Source organism: Streptomyces sp. NPDC001532 (assembly GCF_040298625.1).
Taxonomy (GTDB): Bacteria; Actinomycetota; Actinomycetes; order Streptomycetales; family Streptomycetaceae; genus Streptomyces.
On sequence record NZ_JBEPAL010000045.1, the window covers coordinates 22,054 to 40,808 of the forward strand.

Sequence of the window (18,755 nt, forward strand, 5' to 3'; positions counted from 1 at the left end):
ACCTGCTGGGCGGACACGCTCGTCTCGCCTGTCGGACGGCCGGCTCCCGGTACGGCCGCCCGGCGTCCTACCCGGCCAGCTGGACGTTCGAACCCTTCACGGAGATCTCCACCCCGTCCTTCGCGGCCTCCACCTTGTCCAGCCGGATGCCACCGGGCAGACCGTCGATCATCTGCTCGAAGTCGGTGATCGCGCGGATCTGCGTCTCGCCGACCTCCGCACCGCCCAGCGAGGGCAGCCCGTCGGCGTGCACCCGCACGCTGTCCCCCTCGACGGTGACCGAGCTGAGGACGTTCACCGGGCGGGGCAGCTTGGCGCCGAGGACGGTCGCCTCCACGGCCACCTTGATCTTGCCGTTGCCGCCGTCGGAGAGGCCGACCACCTCGGCGGTGACGCCCGGAGCGACCTCGGTCGGCTCCGACTTGGCGGTCTTCAGCAGCTCCTCGTAGGAGACGGTGGCCGTGCCGGTGGCGGAGGCGGCGGTGGCGGAGCTGTAGTCGCCGGAGAACTCGACACCGCGCATGTTCGCCGTCAGGTCCTCCAGGCGGATCCGCTCGCCGTCGCCGGCGACCGCCTCGTAGCCCTCGATGCCGACCTCGACGTCGTCCAGCTCGCCGCCGGCGACCTGGGTGAGGAAGGGGAAGCCGTTGATGGACACGTCCGGGGTGGTGGCCAGGTTCTCGGTGGTCCTCAGCCTGTCCGCGACCTCGCCCTCGGCGTAGTTCACGGCGAGACGGTCCGCGACCACGAAGAGCCCGCCGAGAATCACGACGACGATCAGAAGTATTCGCAGCGCACGCATTTTCCCCCACCTCGGCCTTCGGCAACGAGGGCCAAAGGTAACCCCGCCGGACGACCCGGCTCCGGCTTTGTCGATCAACTGTGACAGGCGGCGGGCCCTCAGCCCAGGGCGCGTCCCAGCACCCACACCACCGGCGCCGCGGCACTCAGCGGCAGGGCCACGCCCGCGGTGAAGTGGACGAAGCGGGACGGGTAGTCGTAGCTCGCCACCCGGTGCCCGACGAGCGCGCAGACCGCCGCGGCCGCGCCCAGGACCGCCCCGTCCGCGCCCGCGCCCGCGCCGGTCAGGTCGCCCACCGCGATGCCCGCACCGGCCCCGGCGAGCAGCGAGACGACGACGGAGACGGGCGTCGGCAGCGGCAGCGCGCGGGCGAGGATCGCGACCGCGACCGCCGCCGCGCCGATCGTCACCGCGTCGGCCTCGGCCGCCAGCCAGCCGGTCGCCACCACCGCCAGCGCCGCCGAGACGACCGTGGCCATCAGGCCGTAGAGCCGTTCGTCCGGGTCGGCGTGCGAGCGCAGCTGGAGGACCAGCGACAGCAGCACCCAGACACCGAGCGTGCCGAGGATGGCCGCGGGGCCGTGGTCCCGGCCGGCCGCCATCAGCACCGCGTCCGCCGTCAGCCCGCCCGCGAACGCCAGCGCGATGCCCTGCCGGGCCGGCCACATGCCGTTCAGCCGGAACCAGCCGGCCGCGGTGACCGCCTGGAGGAGGACCAGCGGGACGAGCAGCGCCCAGGAGCCGACCGCGGCGGCACCGGACAGCAGCAGGCCGAGCAGCGCGGTGAGCGCGGCCGGCTGCATCCCGGGCTCGATGATCGGGGAGCGGCCCTCCGCGCGGGCCCGCTGTGCCGCCGTGAGCGGGGGCCGCGGTGCCGGGGCCGGCTCGGGTTCCGGCGCGGCGGGCCGCGGCTCGTGGCTCGGCCCGGGCAGGTGGGCCTGCTGGGCCTGCTGCGGGTACTGCGCGGCCGACTGGACCTGGGTGTCCCAGGTCTCGCCCTCCCACTGCTGGGTGTACTGGGCGGCGGCGTACTGCTGCTGGTAGTGCTGCTGCGCCTGCGGGTGCGTGGCGTGCCGCGGCCGGCCCTGGTACTGCTGAGGGTGCCCGCCCTGGGGCTGCTGGTACGGGTCGTAGGCCTGGTACCCGCCCGGGTACTGCTGCCCGTGCGTCTCCCCGTGCGTTCCCTCGTACGGCTCGTAGGGCTCGTACGGCTGGTCGCTCATCGGTCCGCTCATCGGTCCGGTCATCCTCCTGCGAACGGCGGGAGCACCTCGACCGTGCCGCCCTCGGCCAGCCGTACCGTCTCATGGCCACGGGTCCCGACGGGGTCACCGTCGATGAGGAACGAGCATCGCAGCAGCACGCGCGCCAGCTCGCCGGGGTGTCGCTCCCGCACCGCGGCGAGCGCGTCGGCCAGCGTGGCCGCCTCGTACGGCTCCTCGGCGACCCCGGCCGCGGCCTTCGCGGCCGCCCAGTAGCGCACCGTGACCTTTGCCATCTCGTCCCTCACATCAGTCCACTCGTGACACCGCCAGGCTAGCCCGCCGCGCCGACCGCCCAGTCGCCGATCCGGGCGAGCAGGGCGTCGTCGGCCGCGTGCTCGGCGTGGCCCATGCCGGGCTCGATCCAGAGTTCGCCGTGGTCCCCGGCGGCCTCGGCCAGCATGCGGGGGTGGTCGAGGGGGAAGTAGCCGTCCCGGTCGCCGTGCACGACGAGCAGCGGGGTCGGGGCGATGGCCGGGACCGCCTCCACCGGGGAGAGCGGGACCGGGTCCCAGTCGCGGTGGTGGATCCGGGTGCGGAACCCGTAGCGGCCGACCAGCCGGCCGGCGGGGCGGGTGACCAGCCAGTGCAGCCGGCGCATCGGGGCGGTGCCCCGGTAGTACCAGCGGGCCGGCGCGCTGACGGAGACCACCGCGTCGACCTCCTGGTCCCGGTGCAGCGCCGCGTGCCGGAGCACCACCGAGCCGCCCATCGAGAAGCCCACGGTGACCAGGCGCCGGTGGCCGAGTCCGCGGGCCCAGTCCACGACGGCGGCCAGGTCCAGCACCTCGCGGTCGCCGACCGTGGAGTGCCCGCCGGACGCCCCGTGGCCCCGGAAGGAGAAGGTGACGACCGCGCCGTGCCGCGCGAGGGCGCGCGCGATCCGGCGTACGTGCGGGCGGTCCACACCGCCGGTGAAGCCGTGGGCGATCACGAACACCGGGTGATCGGCGGGTGGCCGCGAGGCGTCGTATACAACGGCCGCCGGTTCGTATACGACTTCGATCCGCACCCCGTCGACCGTGTGGAGAAACGTCCGCAATCGTGCGGATGCGATCACCCCGGCCGTCTCGGATGGTGGACGAACGGTGAATCGGGGGGTGGATCGGGCCACATGACCTGCCGGACCTGAGCTCATGTGGGCTATTCTGCTGGGCAGAGGACTCGGGCAGCGTAGCCCCCGGGTCCTTTTGTGCTTTCGGAAGCGTTGTATACAACGCGGGAAACCGCAGGTGTACGGGCCGTCGATCGCGCAAGGCCCCCCGGGGTCACCGCGGATCCCAGGGCGCGGGAGCCGCACCGTACGAAGCAGTGCCGCAAACTCCCCCACAGCGAAAGCGTGGGCGGTACCCCATCGCAGGGACCGAGGAGGAACCAGACGTCATGGGCGAGCGAACCGAGCACGAGCGAACGACGACCCGGGCAGGTGGGGCGCGATGAGCTCTCTGCTGCTCCTCACCAATGCCCTCCAGCCGTCGACGGAGGTGCTTCCCGCCCTCGGCCTGCTGCTGCACAACGTGCGGGTGGCGCCGGCGGAGGGGCCGGCCCTGGTCGACACCCCCGGTGCCGACGTCATCCTGATCGACGGCCGCCGTGACCTCCCGCAGGTGCGCAGCCTCTGTCAGCTGCTGCGCTCGACCGGCCCCGGCTGTCCGCTGATCCTCGTCGTCACCGAGGGCGGCCTGGCCGCCGTCACCGCCGACTGGGGCATCGACGACGTCCTTCTGGACACCGCGGGACCGGCCGAGGTCGAGGCGCGGCTGCGGCTCGCCATGGGCCGCCAGCAGATCGTCAACGACGACTCGCCCATGGAGATCCGCAACGGCGATCTGTCGGTGGACGAGGCGACCTACTCCGCCAAGCTCAAGGGCCGGGTCCTCGACCTCACCTTCAAGGAGTTCGAGCTCCTGAAGTACCTCGCGCAGCACCCGGGCCGGGTCTTCACCCGCGCACAGCTGCTCCAGGAGGTCTGGGGCTACGACTACTTCGGCGGCACCCGGACGGTCGACGTCCACGTACGGCGGCTGCGCGCCAAGCTCGGCCCCGAGCACGAGTCGCTGATCGGAACCGTCCGGAACGTCGGTTATCGATTCGTTACGCCCGAGAAGGTGGAGCGTGCCGCGGAGGAGGCCAAGGCCAAGGCGGACCGTGCAAAAGCGGACGATCGGGACGAGTCGGCGGTCCCGGTCGCCGTCGAGGTCGCAGCCGAGGCATAACCGGCGTACCGGACGTGAGCGGCCGACGCTCCGGGCGGGTGCGGACAACACGAAATACGCCCTGCCCAGAGCCGGTCCATCCGCGTAGACTCCGCGCGTGGCCAAGGTGACTCGGGATGACGTGGCACGACTGGCGGGTACTTCGACCGCCGTCGTCAGCTATGTCATCAACAACGGACCCCGGCCGGTCGCCCCGGCCACGCGCGAGCGTGTCCTCGCCGCGATCAAGGAACTGGGGTACCGGCCCGACCGGGTCGCTCAGGCCATGGCCTCGCGCCGTACCGACCTCATAGGCCTGATCATCCCGGACGCGCGCCAGCCCTTCTTCGGCGAGATGGCGCACGCGGTCGAGCAGGCCGCCTCCGAGCGCGGAAAGATGGTCCTCGTCGGCAACACCGACTACGTCGGCGAACGCGAGGTCCACTATCTGCGCGCCTTCCTCGGTATGCGGGTCTCCGGCCTGATCCTCGTCAGCCACGCGCTGAACGACCTCGCCGCCGCCGAGATCGAGGCCTGGGACGCCCGGGTGGTGCTGCTGCACGAGCGCCCCGAGTCCATCGACGACGTCGCCGTCGTCACCGACGACCTGGGCGGCGCCCAGCTCGCCGTCCGCCACCTGCTGGAACACGGCCACGAGTACGTCGCCTGTCTGGGCGGCACCGCCGAGACACCCGCCGTCGGCGACCCGGTCTCCGACCACGTCGAGGGCTGGCGGCGCGCGATGGAGGAGGCCGGCCTGTCCACCGAGGGCCGGCTCTTCGAGGCCCCGTACAACCGCTACGACGCCTACCGCGTGGGCCTGGAGGTGCTGGCCGGGCCGCGCCGCCCGCCGGCGATCTTCTGCTCCACCGACGACCAGGCGATCGGTCTGCTGCGCGCCGCCCGCGAGCTGCGCATCGACGTCCCCGGCGAGCTGGCGGTGGCCGGCTTCGACGACATCAAGGAGGCGGCGCTCACCGACCCGCCCCTGACCACGATCGCCTCCGACCGCTCGGCGATGGCCCGCGCGGCGGTGGACCTCGTCCTCGACGACGGGCTGCGGGTGGCGGGGTCGCGGCGGGAGCGGCTGAAGACGTTCCCGTCCCGGCTGGTGGTGCGCCGGTCGTGCGGCTGTGAGTAGCCCGCGCTTCTGACCGGCCCGGCTTCATATCGGGCATACGAGGTTCTGCCGGGCTTCTCAGGGAGCACTCAGCAAGCTCTCATCGTGGGGCGCCAAGCTCGTCGGCATGACCGAGAGCATGCGCCGCAGCGGCGAGTTCGAGCAGCAGCCCCAGCAGCAGTACGCCTCTTCTCCCGTGCACCCGGAGTGGCCGCCTCCGCCGGCCTACCGGCCGACCGCGCTGCTGACCGAGCCGGTGGCCCAGACCCCGCCCGCCCGGCCCCGCGGGCGCCGGCGCGGCCCGGTCCCGCTGCTCGCCGCCGTGGCGATCGTCGCGGCGGCCATCGGCGGCGGCACCGCCTACGGCATCCAGGAGCTGACCGGCACCGACACGGTCGCCACCAGCAGCAGCACCAGCACCAACGTGGTGCCCTCCAGCCAAAAGGGCTCGGTGGCCGGCGTCGCCAAGGCCGTCAGCCCCAGCATCGTCGAGATCAGCGCCTCCTCCGACGCGGGCGAGTCCACCGGCTCCGGTGTGATCATCACCTCCGACGGCGAGATCATCACCAACAATCACGTCGTCTCCGGCGCCTCGGAGATCAAGGTGACCACCAGCGCCGGCAAGGAGTACAGCGCCGAGGTCGTCGGCACCGACAGCAGCAAGGACCTCGCCCTGATCAAGCTCGCCGACGCCTCGGGCCTGAAGGCCGCCACTCTCGGCGACTCCGACGGCGTCCAGGTCGGCGACGAGGTCGTCGCCATCGGCTCCCCCGAAGGCCTCACCGGCACGGTGACCAGCGGCATCGTCTCCGCCCTCGACCGCGACGTGACCGTCTCCACCGACGAGGGCGGGCAGCAACAGCAGCAGCCGGGCGGCGACTGGCCGTTCGAGTTCGGCGGTCAGCAGTTCAACGGCGACACCGGCTCGTCCACCACCACCTACAAGGCCCTGCAGACCGACGCCTCGCTGAATCCCGGCAACTCCGGCGGCGCGCTGATCGACATGAACGGCAACATCATCGGCATCAACTCCGCGATGTACTCGGCCGGCGGCTCGTCCTCGTCCGCCGAGGCGGGCAGTGTCGGCCTCGGCTTCGCCATCCCGATCAACACCGTCAAGGCCGACCTCGCCGACCTGCGGGCCGGCGCCACCGGCTGAGGAGGCAGAACATGATCGAGCAGGTCACGCACCCGGTGTCCGGCACCGACCCCGCCGGACTCGCCCTGGCCCTGGCAGTGGCGTACGCACTGCACGCCCCGGCGCCGCGGACCCGCGCCGCCGAGGTGGCGACCGGCGCCACCCGCCCGGCGCGCACCCGCCGCCGCCGTCCCACGCGCGCCTGAGCGACGTGGCACCGCCCGCGGACATGCGACGCTGAGAACGTCAGCCAGCCGCCGACCACACCCCGAGGAACCCACGCCATGAGCCCCGCCGAAGGCGACCGAGACCCCCAGCGCATCCTCATCGTCGACGACGAGCCCGCCGTGCGCGAAGCGCTCCAGCGCAGCCTGGCCTTCGAGGGGTACGACACCGAGGTCGCGGTCGACGGCGCGGACGCCCTGGAGAAGGCGACCGCCTACCGGCCCGACCTCGTCGTCCTCGACATCCAGATGCCGCGCATGGACGGCCTCACCACCGCCCGCCGCATCCGCGGGGCGGGCGACACCACGCCGATCCTCATGCTCACGGCACGGGACACGGTCGGCGACCGGGTGACCGGCCTCGACGCGGGCGCCGACGACTACCTCGTCAAGCCGTTCGAACTCGACGAGCTCTTCGCCCGCATCCGGGCGCTCCTGCGCCGCAGCTCCTACGCGGCGGCGACCGGCGCCACCGACGACGACAGCGAGGCGCTGGCCTTCGGCGACCTGCGGATGGACCTCGCGACGCGCGAGGTGACGCGCGGCGGCCGGGCCGTGGAGCTGACCCGTACGGAGTTCACCCTGCTGGAGATGTTCATGGCGCATCCGCGCCAGGTCCTCACCCGCGAGCAGATCCTCAAGGCGGTCTGGGGCTTCGACTTCGAGCCGTCGTCCAACTCCCTCGACGTCTACGTCATGTACCTGCGCCGCAAGACCGAGGCGGGCGGCGAGCCGCGCCTCGTGCACACGGTCCGGGGCGTGGGGTACGTGCTGCGCCAGGGCGGCGCCGAGTGAGGCAGGCGGCACGCCGCCTGCGCGGCCTGCCGCTTCGCTCGCGGCTGGCGCTGCTGGTCGCGGCGGCGGTGGCGTTCGCGGTGGCGGCGGTGTCGGTGACGTGCTGGTTCGTCGTGCAGGGGAAGCTGTACGCGGAGATCGACGACAACCTGCGGTCGGCCAACGTCCGCGGCCTGTCCGTCCAGGACATCCAGAACACCCTGGCCGACTGCGTCCAGTCCACCGACGACTCCGGGCTGCCGCCCGGCCCTCGCAACCCGGCCTACGTGGAACTGGTCAAGGCCGACGGCGACTACTGCGTCTTCGGCAACTCGGCGGGCGCGGTGAAGGTCACCGGCTCCGATGTCGAGGCCGCCCGCGATCCCGGCGGTGACGTCGAGTTCCGCAGCGGCAAGGCCACCGACGGCGAGGCCGTGCGCGCGATGACGGTTCCGCTCGTCGACGGCGTCGCCCTGCTGATCGCCCTCCCCCTGGAGGACACCGAGCGCACCCTCAACGAGCTCGCCCTGCTCCTCCTCCTCGTCTCCGGCATCGGGGTCGTGGGCGCCGGTGCCGCCGGGCTCGCCGTCGCGCGGGCCGGACTGCGGCCCGTGGACAAGCTGACCGAAGCCGTCGAGCATGTCGCCCGCACCGAGGACCTGGCGGTCCGCATCCCCGTGGAGGACGACAGCGACGACGAGGTGGCCCGGCTGTCCCGCTCGTTCAACTCGATGACCTCCGCGCTGGCCAGCTCCCGCGACCTCCAGCAGCAGCTGATCGCGGACGCCGGCCACGAGCTGCGCACCCCGCTGACCTCCCTGCGCACCAACATCGAACTGCTCACCCGCAGCGAGGAGACCGGCCGCCCGATCCCGGAGGCGGACCGCCGGGCGCTGCTCGCCTCGGTGAAGGCGCAGATGACGGAGCTGGCCGCGCTGATCGGCGATCTCCAGGAGCTGTCCCGCCCGGCGACGGGCCAGCACGGGGGCCGCACGCAGGTGGTCCCGTTCCAGGACGCGGTGGAGTCGGCGCTGCGCCGGGCCCGGCTGCGCGGCCCGGAGCTGACGATCACGGCGGACGTACGGCCGTGGTTCGTGCGGGCGGAGCCGTCCGCGCTGGAGCGCGCGGTCGTCAACGTCCTCGACAACGCGGTGAAGTTCAGCCCGGAGGGCGGCACGGTCGACGTCCGGCTCAACGACGGCACCCTCACGGTCCGCGACCACGGTCCCGGCATCCCCGCCGACGAACTCCCCCATGTCTTCGACCGCTTCTGGCGCAGCCCGAGCGCTCGTGCCCTGCCGGGTTCGGGCCTGGGCCTGTCCATCGTGGCCCGCACGGTCCAGCAGGCGGGCGGCGAGGTGGCCCTCGCGCCCGCGGAGGGCGGCGGCACCGTGGTGACGGTCCGTCTGCCGGGCGCGCCGACACCGCCGCCGGACATCCCCTAACGGGTGCGCAGGTCCGCCAGGACCACGTCGTCCGGTGCCTTCCCCACCGCGATCGCGGTGCCCGGGTCCCGGCCGACGACCCGGTAGGCGTTCAGCGTCTCCTCGGGGCTGCCGGACTCGCCGTCGTTCGGGGTGTCGTCGCAGGACGGCACGGTCGCCGTGCCGATCCGCTCGCCGACCTCGAATCCGCCGTCCGCCGTCCCCAGGTAGTCCCGCCCCTCGTACCTGACCAGATACGCGCACAACGCTTCCGCGTCCCCTCCGCCGCCGCCGTCCACGGCCGTGCACGCCGTGAGCGGCAGCATCAGCACCAGCAGTCCCCGTACGGCCCTCATCCGGGCCTCCTCTCTCTCCATTCACTCCGACGCCGGGCCGCCCCGGTTCGTTCGCGGCAACCCTTACGGCGTCCGCGGCGACTACCGGGCAACCATCCCCTCGTACGGAACGGAACCCGCATGAGTGAGAACCGTGGCAAGCCCCGACACCGCCGGCCTCGCGCGGCGGCGCTCGCGGTCGGTGTCCCGCTGGTCCTGACCGCCGCCGGTGTGCTCGTCGTCGGCGAGGACGCGCAGCCGAAGGCGTCGGCGGCCGAGGTGCCGGCCTGGGCGACGGCGTCCGCCGACGGCTTCGCCTCCGTCGACTCCCTGGGCCAGAACGGCACCTACGGCGGCCGGGGCGGGCAGATCGTCACCGTCAAGACGCTCGCGGACCTGGAGAAGTACGCGACGGCCGCCGAGCCGTACGTCATCGTCGTCGCGGGGACGATCAACATGTCGCCGGTCGGCAAGGAGATCAAGGTCCAGTCGGACAAGACCATCGTGGGCTCCGGCACCTCCGGGCAGATCGTCGGCGGCGGTTTCTTCCTCGGCACCGGCGTCCACAACGTGATCATCCGGAACCTGACGATCCGGGACACGTACCAGGGCGTCTGGAACGACAAGGACCACGACTTCGACGCGATCCAGATGGACGGGGCGCACCACGTCTGGATCGACCACAACGATCTGCGGCACATGGCGGACGGCCTCATCGACGTCCGCAAGGACAGCACCGCCGTCACGGTGTCGTGGAACCGGATGAGCAACAACAACAAGACGTTCGGCATCGGCTGGACCGAGAACGTCGCGACGGACATCACGATCCACCACAACTGGATCCGCGAGACCGAGCAGCGCAACCCTTCCACGGACAACGCCGCCCACGCGCACCTCTACAACAACTTCCTGGAGGACACCCCGGGCACCACCATCACCTCGTCCTACGGCAACTACGCGCGGGGCGCGACGAGGATGGTCCTGGAGAACTCCTACTTCCAGGGCTTCAACAACCCCGTCATCAAGGACGCCACGGCGACGATCGTCCAGCGCGGCAACGTCTTCTCCGGCACCAGCGGGCGCAACGAGAGCGGCGGCACGGCCTTCGACCCCAAGGCCCACTACGCCTACACCCTCGACAGCGCGGCCGAGGTGCCGGCGCTGCTGAAGTCGGGCGCCGGGCCGCGCAGTTCCATCGGCACCACGGCGGCAACGGCCACCACCACGGCTGCCGCCGCCGCGACCACCCTCACCGTCGCCAAGGACGGCAGCGGCCAGTACTCCACCGTCCAGGCCGCCGTGAACGCCGTCCCCGCGAACAACGCCTCCCGCGTGGTCATCGCCGTCAAGCCCGGCACGTACCGCGAGACGGTGAAGGTGCCCTCGAACAAGCCGCACGTCACCATCCAGGGCACCGGCGCCAGCCGCAAGGACACGGTGATCGTCTACAACAACGCGTCCGGCACGCCGAAGCCCGACGGCTCCGGGACCTACGGCACCGGCGGCAGCGCCACCGTCGCCGTCGAGGCCGACGACTTCCAGGCCCGCAACCTGACCGTCACCAACGACTTCGACGAGAAGGCGAACCAGTCCCTCTCCGGCCACCAGGCGGTCGCCCTGCGCACCGCCGCCGACCGGGTGTTCCTCGACGGCGTGATCGTCAACGGCGACCAGGACACGCTCCTGCTGGACACCGCCGCGAAGGACAAGCTGGGCCGGGTCTACCTGACCAACTCCTACGTCACCGGCAACGTCGACTTCATCTTCGGCCGCGCCACCGCCGTGATCGACCGGTCCGTCATCACCCTGAAGAAGCGCTGGGACGGCAGCTCCGCCGGTTACGTCACCGCGCCGAGCACCGCCGCGAACCGCAAGGGCATCCTGATCGCCAACAGCGCGGTCACCGGTGACGTCACCGACCGCAGCTTCTACCTCGGCCGCCCCTGGCACGCCGGCGGCGACGCCACGCTCGACCCGCAGACCACGGTCCGCAACACCACCCTCAGCGCCGCGATCCGCACCGCCCCGTGGACCGACATGAGCGGCTTCTCCTGGAAGGACGACCGCTTCGCGGAGTACAAGAACACCGGCGCGGGCGCCGGCACCGCGAGCACCGACCGCCCTCACCTGACCGACGCCCAGGCCGCCGACCAGGAGGTCGCGGACTGGCTGGCGGGCTGGGTGCCTACGGCGTCCTGACGCCGCCTGGCTTCTGACGCAGGGAAGAGCAGCCCTCCGGCACCCGTCAGTCCGACTCGTCGGCTCCGGGCGGCTGCTCGACCACGAAGGAGCCCTTGCCGCGCACGGTGACGATGAGCCCGCGCTCGCGCAGCTCCTGCGCGGCCCGCCGAGCCGTCAGCCGCGCCACCCCGTACTCCTCGGCCAGGTGGTTCTCCGAGGGGATCGGCCTGTCCGGCGCCAGCTCACCGGCCGCGATCTTGCGGGCGATCACGTCGGCCAGCTGAACGTAGAGCGGCGTCGCGCTCATGGAGTCGAGCGCCGGCTCCGCGTTGTCCTTATCGCTCATACGTCCAACGTAGACATCCCTCTCGCTCCACGAACGAGTGGATCCCTCTGCACTTGTATGCAGAGGGCTATAGCTGACGGGTAGCGTCGGAGACGGAAGACCCCGGCGAGGTGGACAAGACCTCCCGGGGCACGGCCAACGCCTAGCAAGGAACGCCGACGGCACCGGGAAACGCCGCCGCGGCTCCCACGCGCCGCACCCCGTTCCCGTACGCCTCCCCCCGCCGCCTCTGCCCGGCCCCCGCTCGCCCTACGGCTTCCCCACCCCGCTCGACGGCACCGCGTCCCGCCTCGTACGGCCGTACCTCCTCGACGCGGAGGTCGCCGCGTGAGGCACCTGCGCCTGCTTCCCTGGCCCTCCCCGGACGGCAAGCCCTGCTACCTGTCGACCGACGACCCGCACGGACGCCTCTCCCGCCTCGCCGACGAGATGGAAGCCGTCCAGCTCGCCACCGCCGCCGATGTCCTCGGCCTCGCGCGCACGGTGCTGGACGACCCCACCTCGCCGTACACCGAGGTCCGCTACGCCGGACTCCGCCTGGCCGAATGCCTGACCGACACCCTGCGCGTCGCCGAATCCCGCGGCCTGCGCCAGCCGCCTGCCTGAAGCCGGACAGCAGTGAGGGGAACGCGGTGTCGTCGCGTTCCCCTCACTGCTGCTTCAGCCGGTGGGTGTCACTTCACGATGGTGATGCGGTCCGCCTTCGGCGGGGCGATCGGGCTGGTGGCCGAGGAGTTGGCCGTCAGGTACTTCTCCAGCGCGGTCAGGTCGTCCGCGCCGACCAGGTCGTCGGTGCCCTGGCCCAGCGTGGTGAAGCCGTCGCCGCCGCCCGCGAGGAAGCTGTTGGTCGCGACGCGGTAGGTGGCCGACGGGTCGATGGGCGCGCCGTTCAGCAGGATCGAGTCGGTGACGACCCGGTCCGCGCCCGTCTTCGTCAGGTCCAGCGTGTAGGTGAGGCCCGAGGAGATCTGGAGGATCTTCGGGGCCGCCGCGTTCGAGCCGCTGACCTGCTCCTTCAGCGCCTGGATCAGCTGGGCGCCGGTGAAGTCCTGGAGGTTGACGGTGTTGGCGAACGGCTGGACCGTGAAGGCCTCGGCGTAGGTGACCACGCCGTCGCCCTCGCCCGCCTTGGCCGTGTAGGTGAGGGGCGCGCGGATGCCGCCCGGGTTCATCAGCGCCAGGTCGGTCTCCGGGTCCAGCTCCTTGCCGTAGGCGAGCTGGGCGTCGGCGATGAGGTCGCCGAGCGGGGACTCGGTGCCGGTGTTGCCGATGTCGCCGGAGACGTAGCCGATGGCGCGGTTGCCGATGGGCGCGGCGAGGGTGTTCCACTTGCCGATCAGCTCGGTCATGTCGGGCGCCTTGGGGACGTCCCGGGTGACCACGTGGTTCGCGGAGGTCACCGCCGTACGGGCGATGTCACCGGTCCACCGGTCGTAGGTGAGCGTGGTGTCGGTGTAGAGGCGGCCGAAGGAGGCGGCCGAGGTGACCATGCGGGGCTTGCCCGCCGGGTCGGCGACGGTGCACACGTACGGCGCGTGGGTGTGGCCGGTGACCAGCGCGTCGACCTGCGGGGTGACGTTCTTGGCGATGTCGACGATCGGGCCGGAGATCCCGTCGCCCGCGCCCGGCGCGTCGCAGTCGTAGTTGTACGCCGTGCCGGTCGGGAAGCCGCCCTCGTGGATGAGCGCGACGATCGACTTCACGCCCTGGCGCTGGAGCTCCTTGGCGTACTTGTTGATGGTCTCGACCTCGTCCTTGAAGGAGAGGCCCTTGACGCCGTCGGCGGAGACGATGCCCGGAGTGCCCTCCAGGGTCACGCCGATGAAGCCGATCTTGACGTCCTTCTTCTTCCACACCCAGTAGGGCTTGAGGATCGGCTTGCCGGTCTTCTCGTCCAGGACGTTGGCGGCCAGGTAGGGGAAGTCGGCGCCCGCGAACTCCTCGTCCGTGTAGCAGCCCTCGGTCGGGTGGCAGCCGCCCTTCTGGAGGCGGGCCAGCTCCTTGGCGCCCTCGTCGAACTCGTGGTTGCCGACCGAGGTGACGTCCAGGTCCAGCGCGTTGAGCGCCTCGATGGTGGGCTCGTCGTGGAACAGGCCGGAGAGCAGCGGGGAGGCGCCGACCATGTCGCCGCCGGCCGCGGTGACGGAGTACTTGTTGCCCTCGCGGGCCTGGCGCAGGTGCGTCGCCAGGTACTCGACACCGCCCGCGTCGATCGTCTTGGTGGTGCCGTCCGCCTGGAGTTCGGTGACGCGGCCGGAGGAGCCGGCCGGCGGCTCCAGGTTGCCGTGCAGGTCGTTGAAGGACAGCAGCTGCACGTCCTGGTAGCGGCCCGACTGGTGACTGCCGGTCTGCTCGCCGGCACTGGCGGCCGACGGCAGCGCGGCGGCCAGCGCGCCGACGGTCGCGAGTCCGGCGGCGGCCGCGAGCAGCCGGGTCGTACGGCGTCTGCGGCGGTCGTGCGGCTGAGTGGTGGCTGGCATGCGCCCCCCTGTGTTCGTGCTGAGGTGTGCGTGGGTCCCGGCGCAGCCTAGAGTCAACGCGCGTAGCGCGACAGGGGGTCCGTGGTTACATCCTGGTTTCCCTTTGCCGGACGCGGCTTCCCCGCCCAACCGCCCCGCAACGCCGCCACTTCGACCGGCCCGCCCCTTACCCTCGTAGGCATGACCAGCGACGACATCGCACGGCCCGGCGCCGCGCGCGCCATCGAGACCCACGCGGCGCTCTCCGAGGAGCAGATCGAGGCCGTCCTCGCCCTGCTCGCGGAGGCCGCCCGCACCGACGGCCAGCAGGCGGTGTCCGAGCAGGGCCGGCTCCAGTTGCGCGGCGGCGAGCGCGAGGGCGTGTCCCATCTGCTGCTCACCAGCGGCGGCCAACTCGTGGGCTACGCCCAGCTGGAGGACACCGATCCGGTGGAGGCGCCGGCCGCCGAGCTGGTCGTCCACCCCTCCCACCGCGGCCACGGCCACGGCCGCGCCCTCGGCTCGGCGCTGCTCGCCGCCTCCGGCAAGCGGCTGCGGGTGTGGGCGCACGGCGGGCACTCCGCGGCCCGGCACCTGGCGCAGGTGCTGGGGCTGACGCTGTTCCGCGAACTGCGGCAGATGCGCATGCCGTTGGCGGGCGCGGACCTGGCGGAGCCGGCGCTGCCCGCCGGGGTGAGCGTGCGGACCTTCGTGCCGGGGCGGGACGACGCGGCCTGGCTGGCGGTCAACGCCGCCGCGTTCGCCCACCATCCCGAGCAGGGCTCCCTGACCCAGCGCGACCTGGACGACCGCAAGGCCGAGCCGTGGTTCGACCCGGCGGGCTTCTTCCTGGCGGAGCGCGAGGGCGAACTGGTCGGCTTCCACTGGACGAAGGTGCACGCCGAGGAGCAGCTGGGCGAGGTCTACGTCCTCGGGGTCGCGCCGGGCGCGCAGGGCGGCGGCCTCGGCAAGGTGCTCACCACCGTCGGCCTGCGCCATCTGGCGGCGCAGGGGCTGCCGACGGCGATGCTGTACGTGGACGCGGACAACAAGGCGGCGGTGTCGGTGTACGAGCGGCTGGGGTTCACCACCTACGAGGCCGACCTCATGTACCGGTCCGAGACCTGATCCCCGCGGCACGGAGTGCCCCCGAGGGGGCGGCGATCTTGACGCCGCCCCTCTTTTGCACCACCCTTTCACTACTCACTTAGTGAAAGGGTGGTTGTCGGAGTGGTCGAGTACCGCATCGACCGGCGCAGCGGTGTCGCCACCTATGTGCAGATCGTCCAGCAGACCAAACAGGCCCTGCGTCTCGGCCTGTTGCAGCCCGGCGACCAGCTGCCCACGGCCCGCGAGGTGGTGGCGGCCACCGCCATCAACCCGAACACCGTGCTGAAGGCCTACCGGGAGCTGGAACGCGAGGGTCTGGTCGAGGCCCGCCGCGGCCTCGGCACCTTCGTCCGGCGCTCCCTGGGCGCCGCGCCCGCCGACTCGCCGCTGCGCGCCGAACTGGAGTCCTGGGCCGACCGGGCCCGCGCCGCCGGACTCGAACGGGACGACGTGGCCGCGCTCTTCACCGCCGTACTGGACACGCGATTCAAGGGGGACCAGGCATGACCGACACCGCCATCGAGGCGGCCACGCTGGCCAGGAGCTTCGGCCGGCGCGGACGGCACCGGGCGCTCGACGCCTGCACCTTCCGGCTGCCCGCCGGCTCCGTGTGCGCCGTCGTCGGCCCCAACGGCGCCGGCAAGTCCACCCTGCTCTCCCTCGCCGCCGGACTCCTCGCCCCCACCGAGGGCACCCTGCGGGTGCTGGGCGCCCGCCCCGCCGAGGTCCGCGAACGCCTGGCCTACGTCGCCCAGGACAAGCCCCTCTACCCCCAGCTCACCGTCGCCGGCACCCTGCGCCTCGGCCAGGAGCTCAACCCCGGCCGCTGGGACCCGGCGGTCGCCGCCCGTGTCGTCGCCGAGGGTGATCTGGACCCCGGCGCCCGGATCCGCTCCCTCTCCGGCGGCCAGCGCACCCGCGTGGCCCTAGCCCTCGCCCTCGGCAAGCGGCCCGAGGTGCTGCTGCTGGACGAGCCGATGGCGGACCTCGACCCGCTGGCCCGGCACCAGCTGATGGGCACCTTGATGGCGGACGCCGCCGAGCACGGCACCACGGTTGTCATGTCCTCGCACGTCGTGGCGGAGCTGGAGGGCTCCTGCGACTTCCTGCTGCTGCTCGGCGGCGGCCGTGTCCGGCTCTCCGGCCCGCTGGACGACCTGCTCGCCGCGCACACCCTGGTCACCGGCCCCGCCGACGGCGACCTCGCCCCGCACACCGTCGTCGAGTCCCGCACCACCGGACGCCAGCGCACCGCGCTCGTCCGCCCCGCCGGACCCGTGCCCGGCCCCTGGCAGAGCGCCGAGCCCTCCCTGGAGGAGCTGGTCCTCGCCCACCTGCGCTCCCCCGAGGCCCCGGCGCTGCACCTGCGGACCCCCGCGGAGGCCGCCGTATGAGCACCGCCACGGCCACCGCCGCCCTCCGTGCCCGAGCCGCGCGCCGCCCGCGCGGCCTGACCTGGGCGGTGCTGCGGCTGCACCGCACGGCCCTGTGGTTCTGGCTGCTGCTGCTCGCCACCGCCGCGGGCACCCTGCTGTGGGCCTACGGGCCGGGCGCGGACGCCGCCTGGGCCGAGTACCGCGCCATGGACTGCGACGGCTCCGAAGGACCCAGCCTCAGCTGCGACTACGCGGGCCCCGCCTACCAGAACTACGACCTGGCCCTCGCCCTCGGCGCCGGACTCCTGGTCGTCGCCCCGCTGCTCACCGCCGCCTGGGCGGGCGGCGCGCTGATCGGCCGCGAACTGGAGAACGGCACCGCCCACCTCGCCTGGACCCAGTCCATCACCCCGGCCCGCTGGCTCGCCGCCAAGCTCGCCGTCCCCGCCGCCCTGCTCACGGCCGGCGCCCTCGCGCTCACCGGACTGCACCGGCTGGTGTGGGCCTCCGACGGCGAGCTGCGGGCCGGCTGGCGGGAGTGGCACGAGCCCGTCACCTACCTCGCCAACGGTCCCCTTGCCACCGCTCACCTCCTGCTCGCCCTCGCCGTCGGCGTGCTCACCGGCCTGCTGGTGCGGCGCGCGCTGCCCGCGCTCGGCGTGGCGGCGGCGGCCGAGATCGCCCTGCTCTGGGCGTTCACCTCGCTACGGCCCCGGCTGTGGCCCGCCGAGACCGTCGTCAACACGGAGGGCTATCCGGGGAGCGACGGCATGATCGTCGAGGAGGGCGTCGTCACCTCCTCCGGCGCCCGCGTCGCCGACCCGGCCTGCGCGGAGGACATCCGGTGCAGCGGCGGCCGGGAGATCGTCGGCCTCTACCAGGACTACCACCCCTCCGGCCACTTCTGGCCCCTCCAGCTCGTGGAGACGGGCATCGTCCTCGCCGTCGGCGCACTGGCGGCCTGGGCCGCGTTCCGGCTGCTGCAAAGCCGTACCGGGCAGGCCGCCGGATGACCGCCATGACGGCGGCCGCCGCCCCCGCCGCACCGGGACCACGCGGCCCGCGCGGCCTGGTCCGGGCCGTGCTGCGGCTGCACCGCACGGCGCTGTGGTGCTGGCTCGCCGCGCTCGCCGCCGCCACGGCGGTCCTGGTGTGGATGGTCCTCATCGCCGACGAGGCCCGCCGCGGCCACGGCCCGTGCGCGACCCCGGCCACCGGCGGGCTGCCGTCCTGCGCCGAGGTCGAGGCGATCACCGCCGACACCTGGTACGCCGACGGCATGGGCCTGATCAGCGGCGCCCTCGCCTTCCTGGCCCTCCCGGTGGCCGCCTGGGCGGGCGGCGCGCTGATCGGCCGCGAACTGGAGAACGGCACCGCCCACCTCGCCTGGACCCAGTCCGTCACCCCGGCCCGCTGGCTCGCCGCCAAGCTCGCCGTGCCCGCCGCCCTGCTCACGGCCGGCGTCCTGGCGGTCCTCGCGCTGTACCGCTGGGCCCGCGGCGACGGCGACCCCGACCTGGTCGGCGACTGGTACCTGGCGGACGTGTTCCTGGCCGGCGGCCCGACCGCGCTCGCCCATCCGCTGGCCGGCCTCGCCCTCGGCGCGCTCACCGGGCTGCTCACCGGCCGGGCCCTGCCCGCCGCCGGGCTGTCCCTCGCCGTCTGGGCCGTGCTGTACAACCTGCTGGACCGGTTCCGCGGGAACCTCTGGCCGCCGGCCACCGCCACCCGCCCCCTGGCCGAGGAGGGCACCCTCGAACTGCCCCGCTCGGCGTTCCAGCTGGACTGGCGGGACATCGAGACCGGCGGCACCGAGCACTTCCGGATCACCTACCATCCCGCGGCCCACCGCCTGCCCCTCCAGCTCGTGGAGAGCGGCATCCTGCTCGCCCTCACGGCCGCCGCGACCGGCGCCTGCTTCCTGCTGCTGCGCCGCCGCTCCCGCTGAGCCGGGACCCCGGTCCGCGTACGTCCCTTCACGGGGGGAGGGACGTACGCACCCCGTCCGG

Annotated in this window: 20 protein-coding genes; 13 read left to right on the plus strand and 7 right to left on the minus strand. The window is 72.9% G+C overall.

Annotation, left to right across the window (positions count from 1 at the left end; all coding sequences use genetic code 11):
- Positions 1-67 precede the first annotated feature (67 nt).
- The 4 genes from ABT232_RS31315 to ABT232_RS31330 form a co-directional block, all read right to left on the minus strand.
- Positions 68-802: an LmeA family phospholipid-binding protein gene (locus ABT232_RS31315; protein WP_351846137.1), complete on the minus strand. Its 735-nt coding sequence runs from the start codon at positions 800-802 to the stop codon at positions 68-70.
- 98 nt (positions 803-900) lie between these two features.
- Positions 901-2,025, minus strand: coding sequence for a hypothetical protein (locus ABT232_RS31320; RefSeq protein ID WP_450871896.1), 1,125 nt, complete (start codon positions 2,023-2,025; stop codon positions 901-903).
- 20 nt (positions 2,026-2,045) lie between these two features.
- On the minus strand, positions 2,046-2,300 hold the full coding sequence (locus ABT232_RS31325) for a MoaD/ThiS family protein (protein ID WP_351846142.1): 255 nt from the start codon (positions 2,298-2,300) through the stop codon (positions 2,046-2,048).
- Positions 2,301-2,338: 38 nt separating this feature from the next.
- Entirely contained in the window at positions 2,339-3,202 is an 864-nt protein-coding gene (locus tag ABT232_RS31330; protein ID WP_351846144.1) for an alpha/beta hydrolase, read from the minus strand.
- Between the two features lie 298 nt (positions 3,203-3,500).
- Between ABT232_RS31330 and ABT232_RS31335 the strand changes: the two genes are divergently transcribed.
- The 6 genes from ABT232_RS31335 (at position 3,501) to ABT232_RS31360 (ending at position 8,960) form a co-directional block, all read left to right on the plus strand.
- Positions 3,501-4,280, plus strand: coding sequence for a response regulator transcription factor (locus ABT232_RS31335; RefSeq protein WP_351846146.1), 780 nt, complete (start codon positions 3,501-3,503; stop codon positions 4,278-4,280).
- A 97-nt stretch (positions 4,281-4,377) separates the two neighbouring features.
- A complete protein-coding gene (locus ABT232_RS31340; RefSeq protein ID WP_351846148.1) occupies positions 4,378-5,400 on the plus strand; it encodes a LacI family DNA-binding transcriptional regulator in 1,023 nt (340 codons plus the stop codon).
- 106 nt (positions 5,401-5,506) lie between these two features.
- Positions 5,507-6,538: a S1C family serine protease gene (locus tag ABT232_RS31345; RefSeq protein ID WP_351846151.1), complete on the plus strand. Its 1,032-nt coding sequence runs from the start codon at positions 5,507-5,509 to the stop codon at positions 6,536-6,538.
- An 11-nt stretch (positions 6,539-6,549) separates the two neighbouring features.
- Positions 6,550-6,723, plus strand: coding sequence for a hypothetical protein (locus tag ABT232_RS31350; RefSeq protein WP_351846153.1), 174 nt, complete (start codon positions 6,550-6,552; stop codon positions 6,721-6,723).
- Between the two features lie 78 nt (positions 6,724-6,801).
- Positions 6,802-7,536 carry a response regulator transcription factor gene (locus ABT232_RS31355; RefSeq protein WP_351846156.1) on the plus strand — a complete coding sequence of 245 codons (735 nt, stop codon included), beginning with the start codon at positions 6,802-6,804 and terminating at the stop codon, positions 7,534-7,536.
- The gene (locus ABT232_RS31360; RefSeq protein ID WP_351846158.1) at positions 7,533-8,960 is read left to right on the plus strand and encodes a sensor histidine kinase; all 1,428 of its coding nucleotides are present in this window, start codon (positions 7,533-7,535) and stop codon (positions 8,958-8,960) included. The genes ABT232_RS31355 and ABT232_RS31360 overlap by 4 nt, the downstream gene beginning before the upstream one ends.
- Here the strand turns inward: ABT232_RS31360 and ABT232_RS31365 are convergent.
- Entirely contained in the window at positions 8,957-9,295 is a 339-nt protein-coding gene (locus tag ABT232_RS31365) for a DUF6281 family protein (protein WP_351846160.1), read from the minus strand. The genes ABT232_RS31360 and ABT232_RS31365 overlap by 4 nt on opposite strands.
- A 120-nt stretch (positions 9,296-9,415) precedes the next feature.
- Here ABT232_RS31365 and ABT232_RS31370 point away from each other — a divergent pair, with 120 nt between their 5' ends.
- Positions 9,416-11,473: a pectinesterase family protein gene (locus tag ABT232_RS31370; RefSeq protein WP_351846163.1), complete on the plus strand. Its 2,058-nt coding sequence runs from the start codon at positions 9,416-9,418 to the stop codon at positions 11,471-11,473.
- Between the two features lie 46 nt (positions 11,474-11,519).
- Here ABT232_RS31370 and ABT232_RS31375 read toward each other — a convergent pair whose 3' ends face one another.
- Positions 11,520-11,762 (minus strand): GntR family transcriptional regulator, encoded by a 243-nt coding sequence (locus ABT232_RS31375; protein WP_450871898.1) that lies wholly within the window; start codon positions 11,760-11,762, stop codon positions 11,520-11,522.
- Positions 11,763-12,128: 366 nt separating this feature from the next.
- Between ABT232_RS31375 and ABT232_RS31380 the strand changes: the two genes are divergently transcribed.
- The gene (locus ABT232_RS31380; RefSeq protein ID WP_351846168.1) at positions 12,129-12,407 is read left to right on the plus strand and encodes a hypothetical protein; all 279 of its coding nucleotides are present in this window, start codon (positions 12,129-12,131) and stop codon (positions 12,405-12,407) included.
- 68 nt (positions 12,408-12,475) lie between these two features.
- Here the strand turns inward: ABT232_RS31380 and ABT232_RS31385 are convergent, their stop codons facing one another.
- On the minus strand, positions 12,476-14,281 hold the full coding sequence (locus ABT232_RS31385; RefSeq protein ID WP_351846171.1) for a bifunctional metallophosphatase/5'-nucleotidase: 1,806 nt from the start codon (positions 14,279-14,281) through the stop codon (positions 12,476-12,478).
- 180 nt (positions 14,282-14,461) lie between these two features.
- Between ABT232_RS31385 and mshD the strand changes: the two genes are divergently transcribed.
- From mshD to ABT232_RS31410, 5 genes are all read left to right on the plus strand, one after another.
- Positions 14,462-15,388, plus strand: a complete 927-nt coding sequence (gene mshD / locus ABT232_RS31390) for a mycothiol synthase (RefSeq protein WP_351846174.1) — start codon at positions 14,462-14,464, stop codon at positions 15,386-15,388.
- Positions 15,389-15,490: 102 nt separating this feature from the next.
- Positions 15,491-15,877 carry a GntR family transcriptional regulator gene (locus ABT232_RS31395; RefSeq protein WP_351846251.1) on the plus strand — a complete coding sequence of 129 codons (387 nt, stop codon included), beginning with the start codon at positions 15,491-15,493 and terminating at the stop codon, positions 15,875-15,877.
- Complete coding sequence (locus ABT232_RS31400) at positions 15,874-16,764, plus strand: ABC transporter ATP-binding protein (RefSeq protein ID WP_351846176.1); 891 nt, start codon at positions 15,874-15,876, stop codon at positions 16,762-16,764. Before ABT232_RS31395 ends, ABT232_RS31400 begins: the two co-directional genes overlap by 4 nt.
- Positions 16,761-17,759 carry an ABC-2 membrane transporter-related protein gene (locus ABT232_RS31405; RefSeq protein WP_351846178.1) on the plus strand — a complete coding sequence of 333 codons (999 nt, stop codon included), beginning with the start codon at positions 16,761-16,763 and terminating at the stop codon, positions 17,757-17,759. Before ABT232_RS31400 ends, ABT232_RS31405 begins: the two co-directional genes overlap by 4 nt.
- Complete coding sequence (locus tag ABT232_RS31410) at positions 17,756-18,694, plus strand: ABC-2 membrane transporter-related protein (protein ID WP_351846181.1); 939 nt, start codon at positions 17,756-17,758, stop codon at positions 18,692-18,694. The genes ABT232_RS31405 and ABT232_RS31410 overlap by 4 nt, the downstream gene beginning before the upstream one ends.
- Positions 18,695-18,755: the final 61 nt, after the last annotated feature.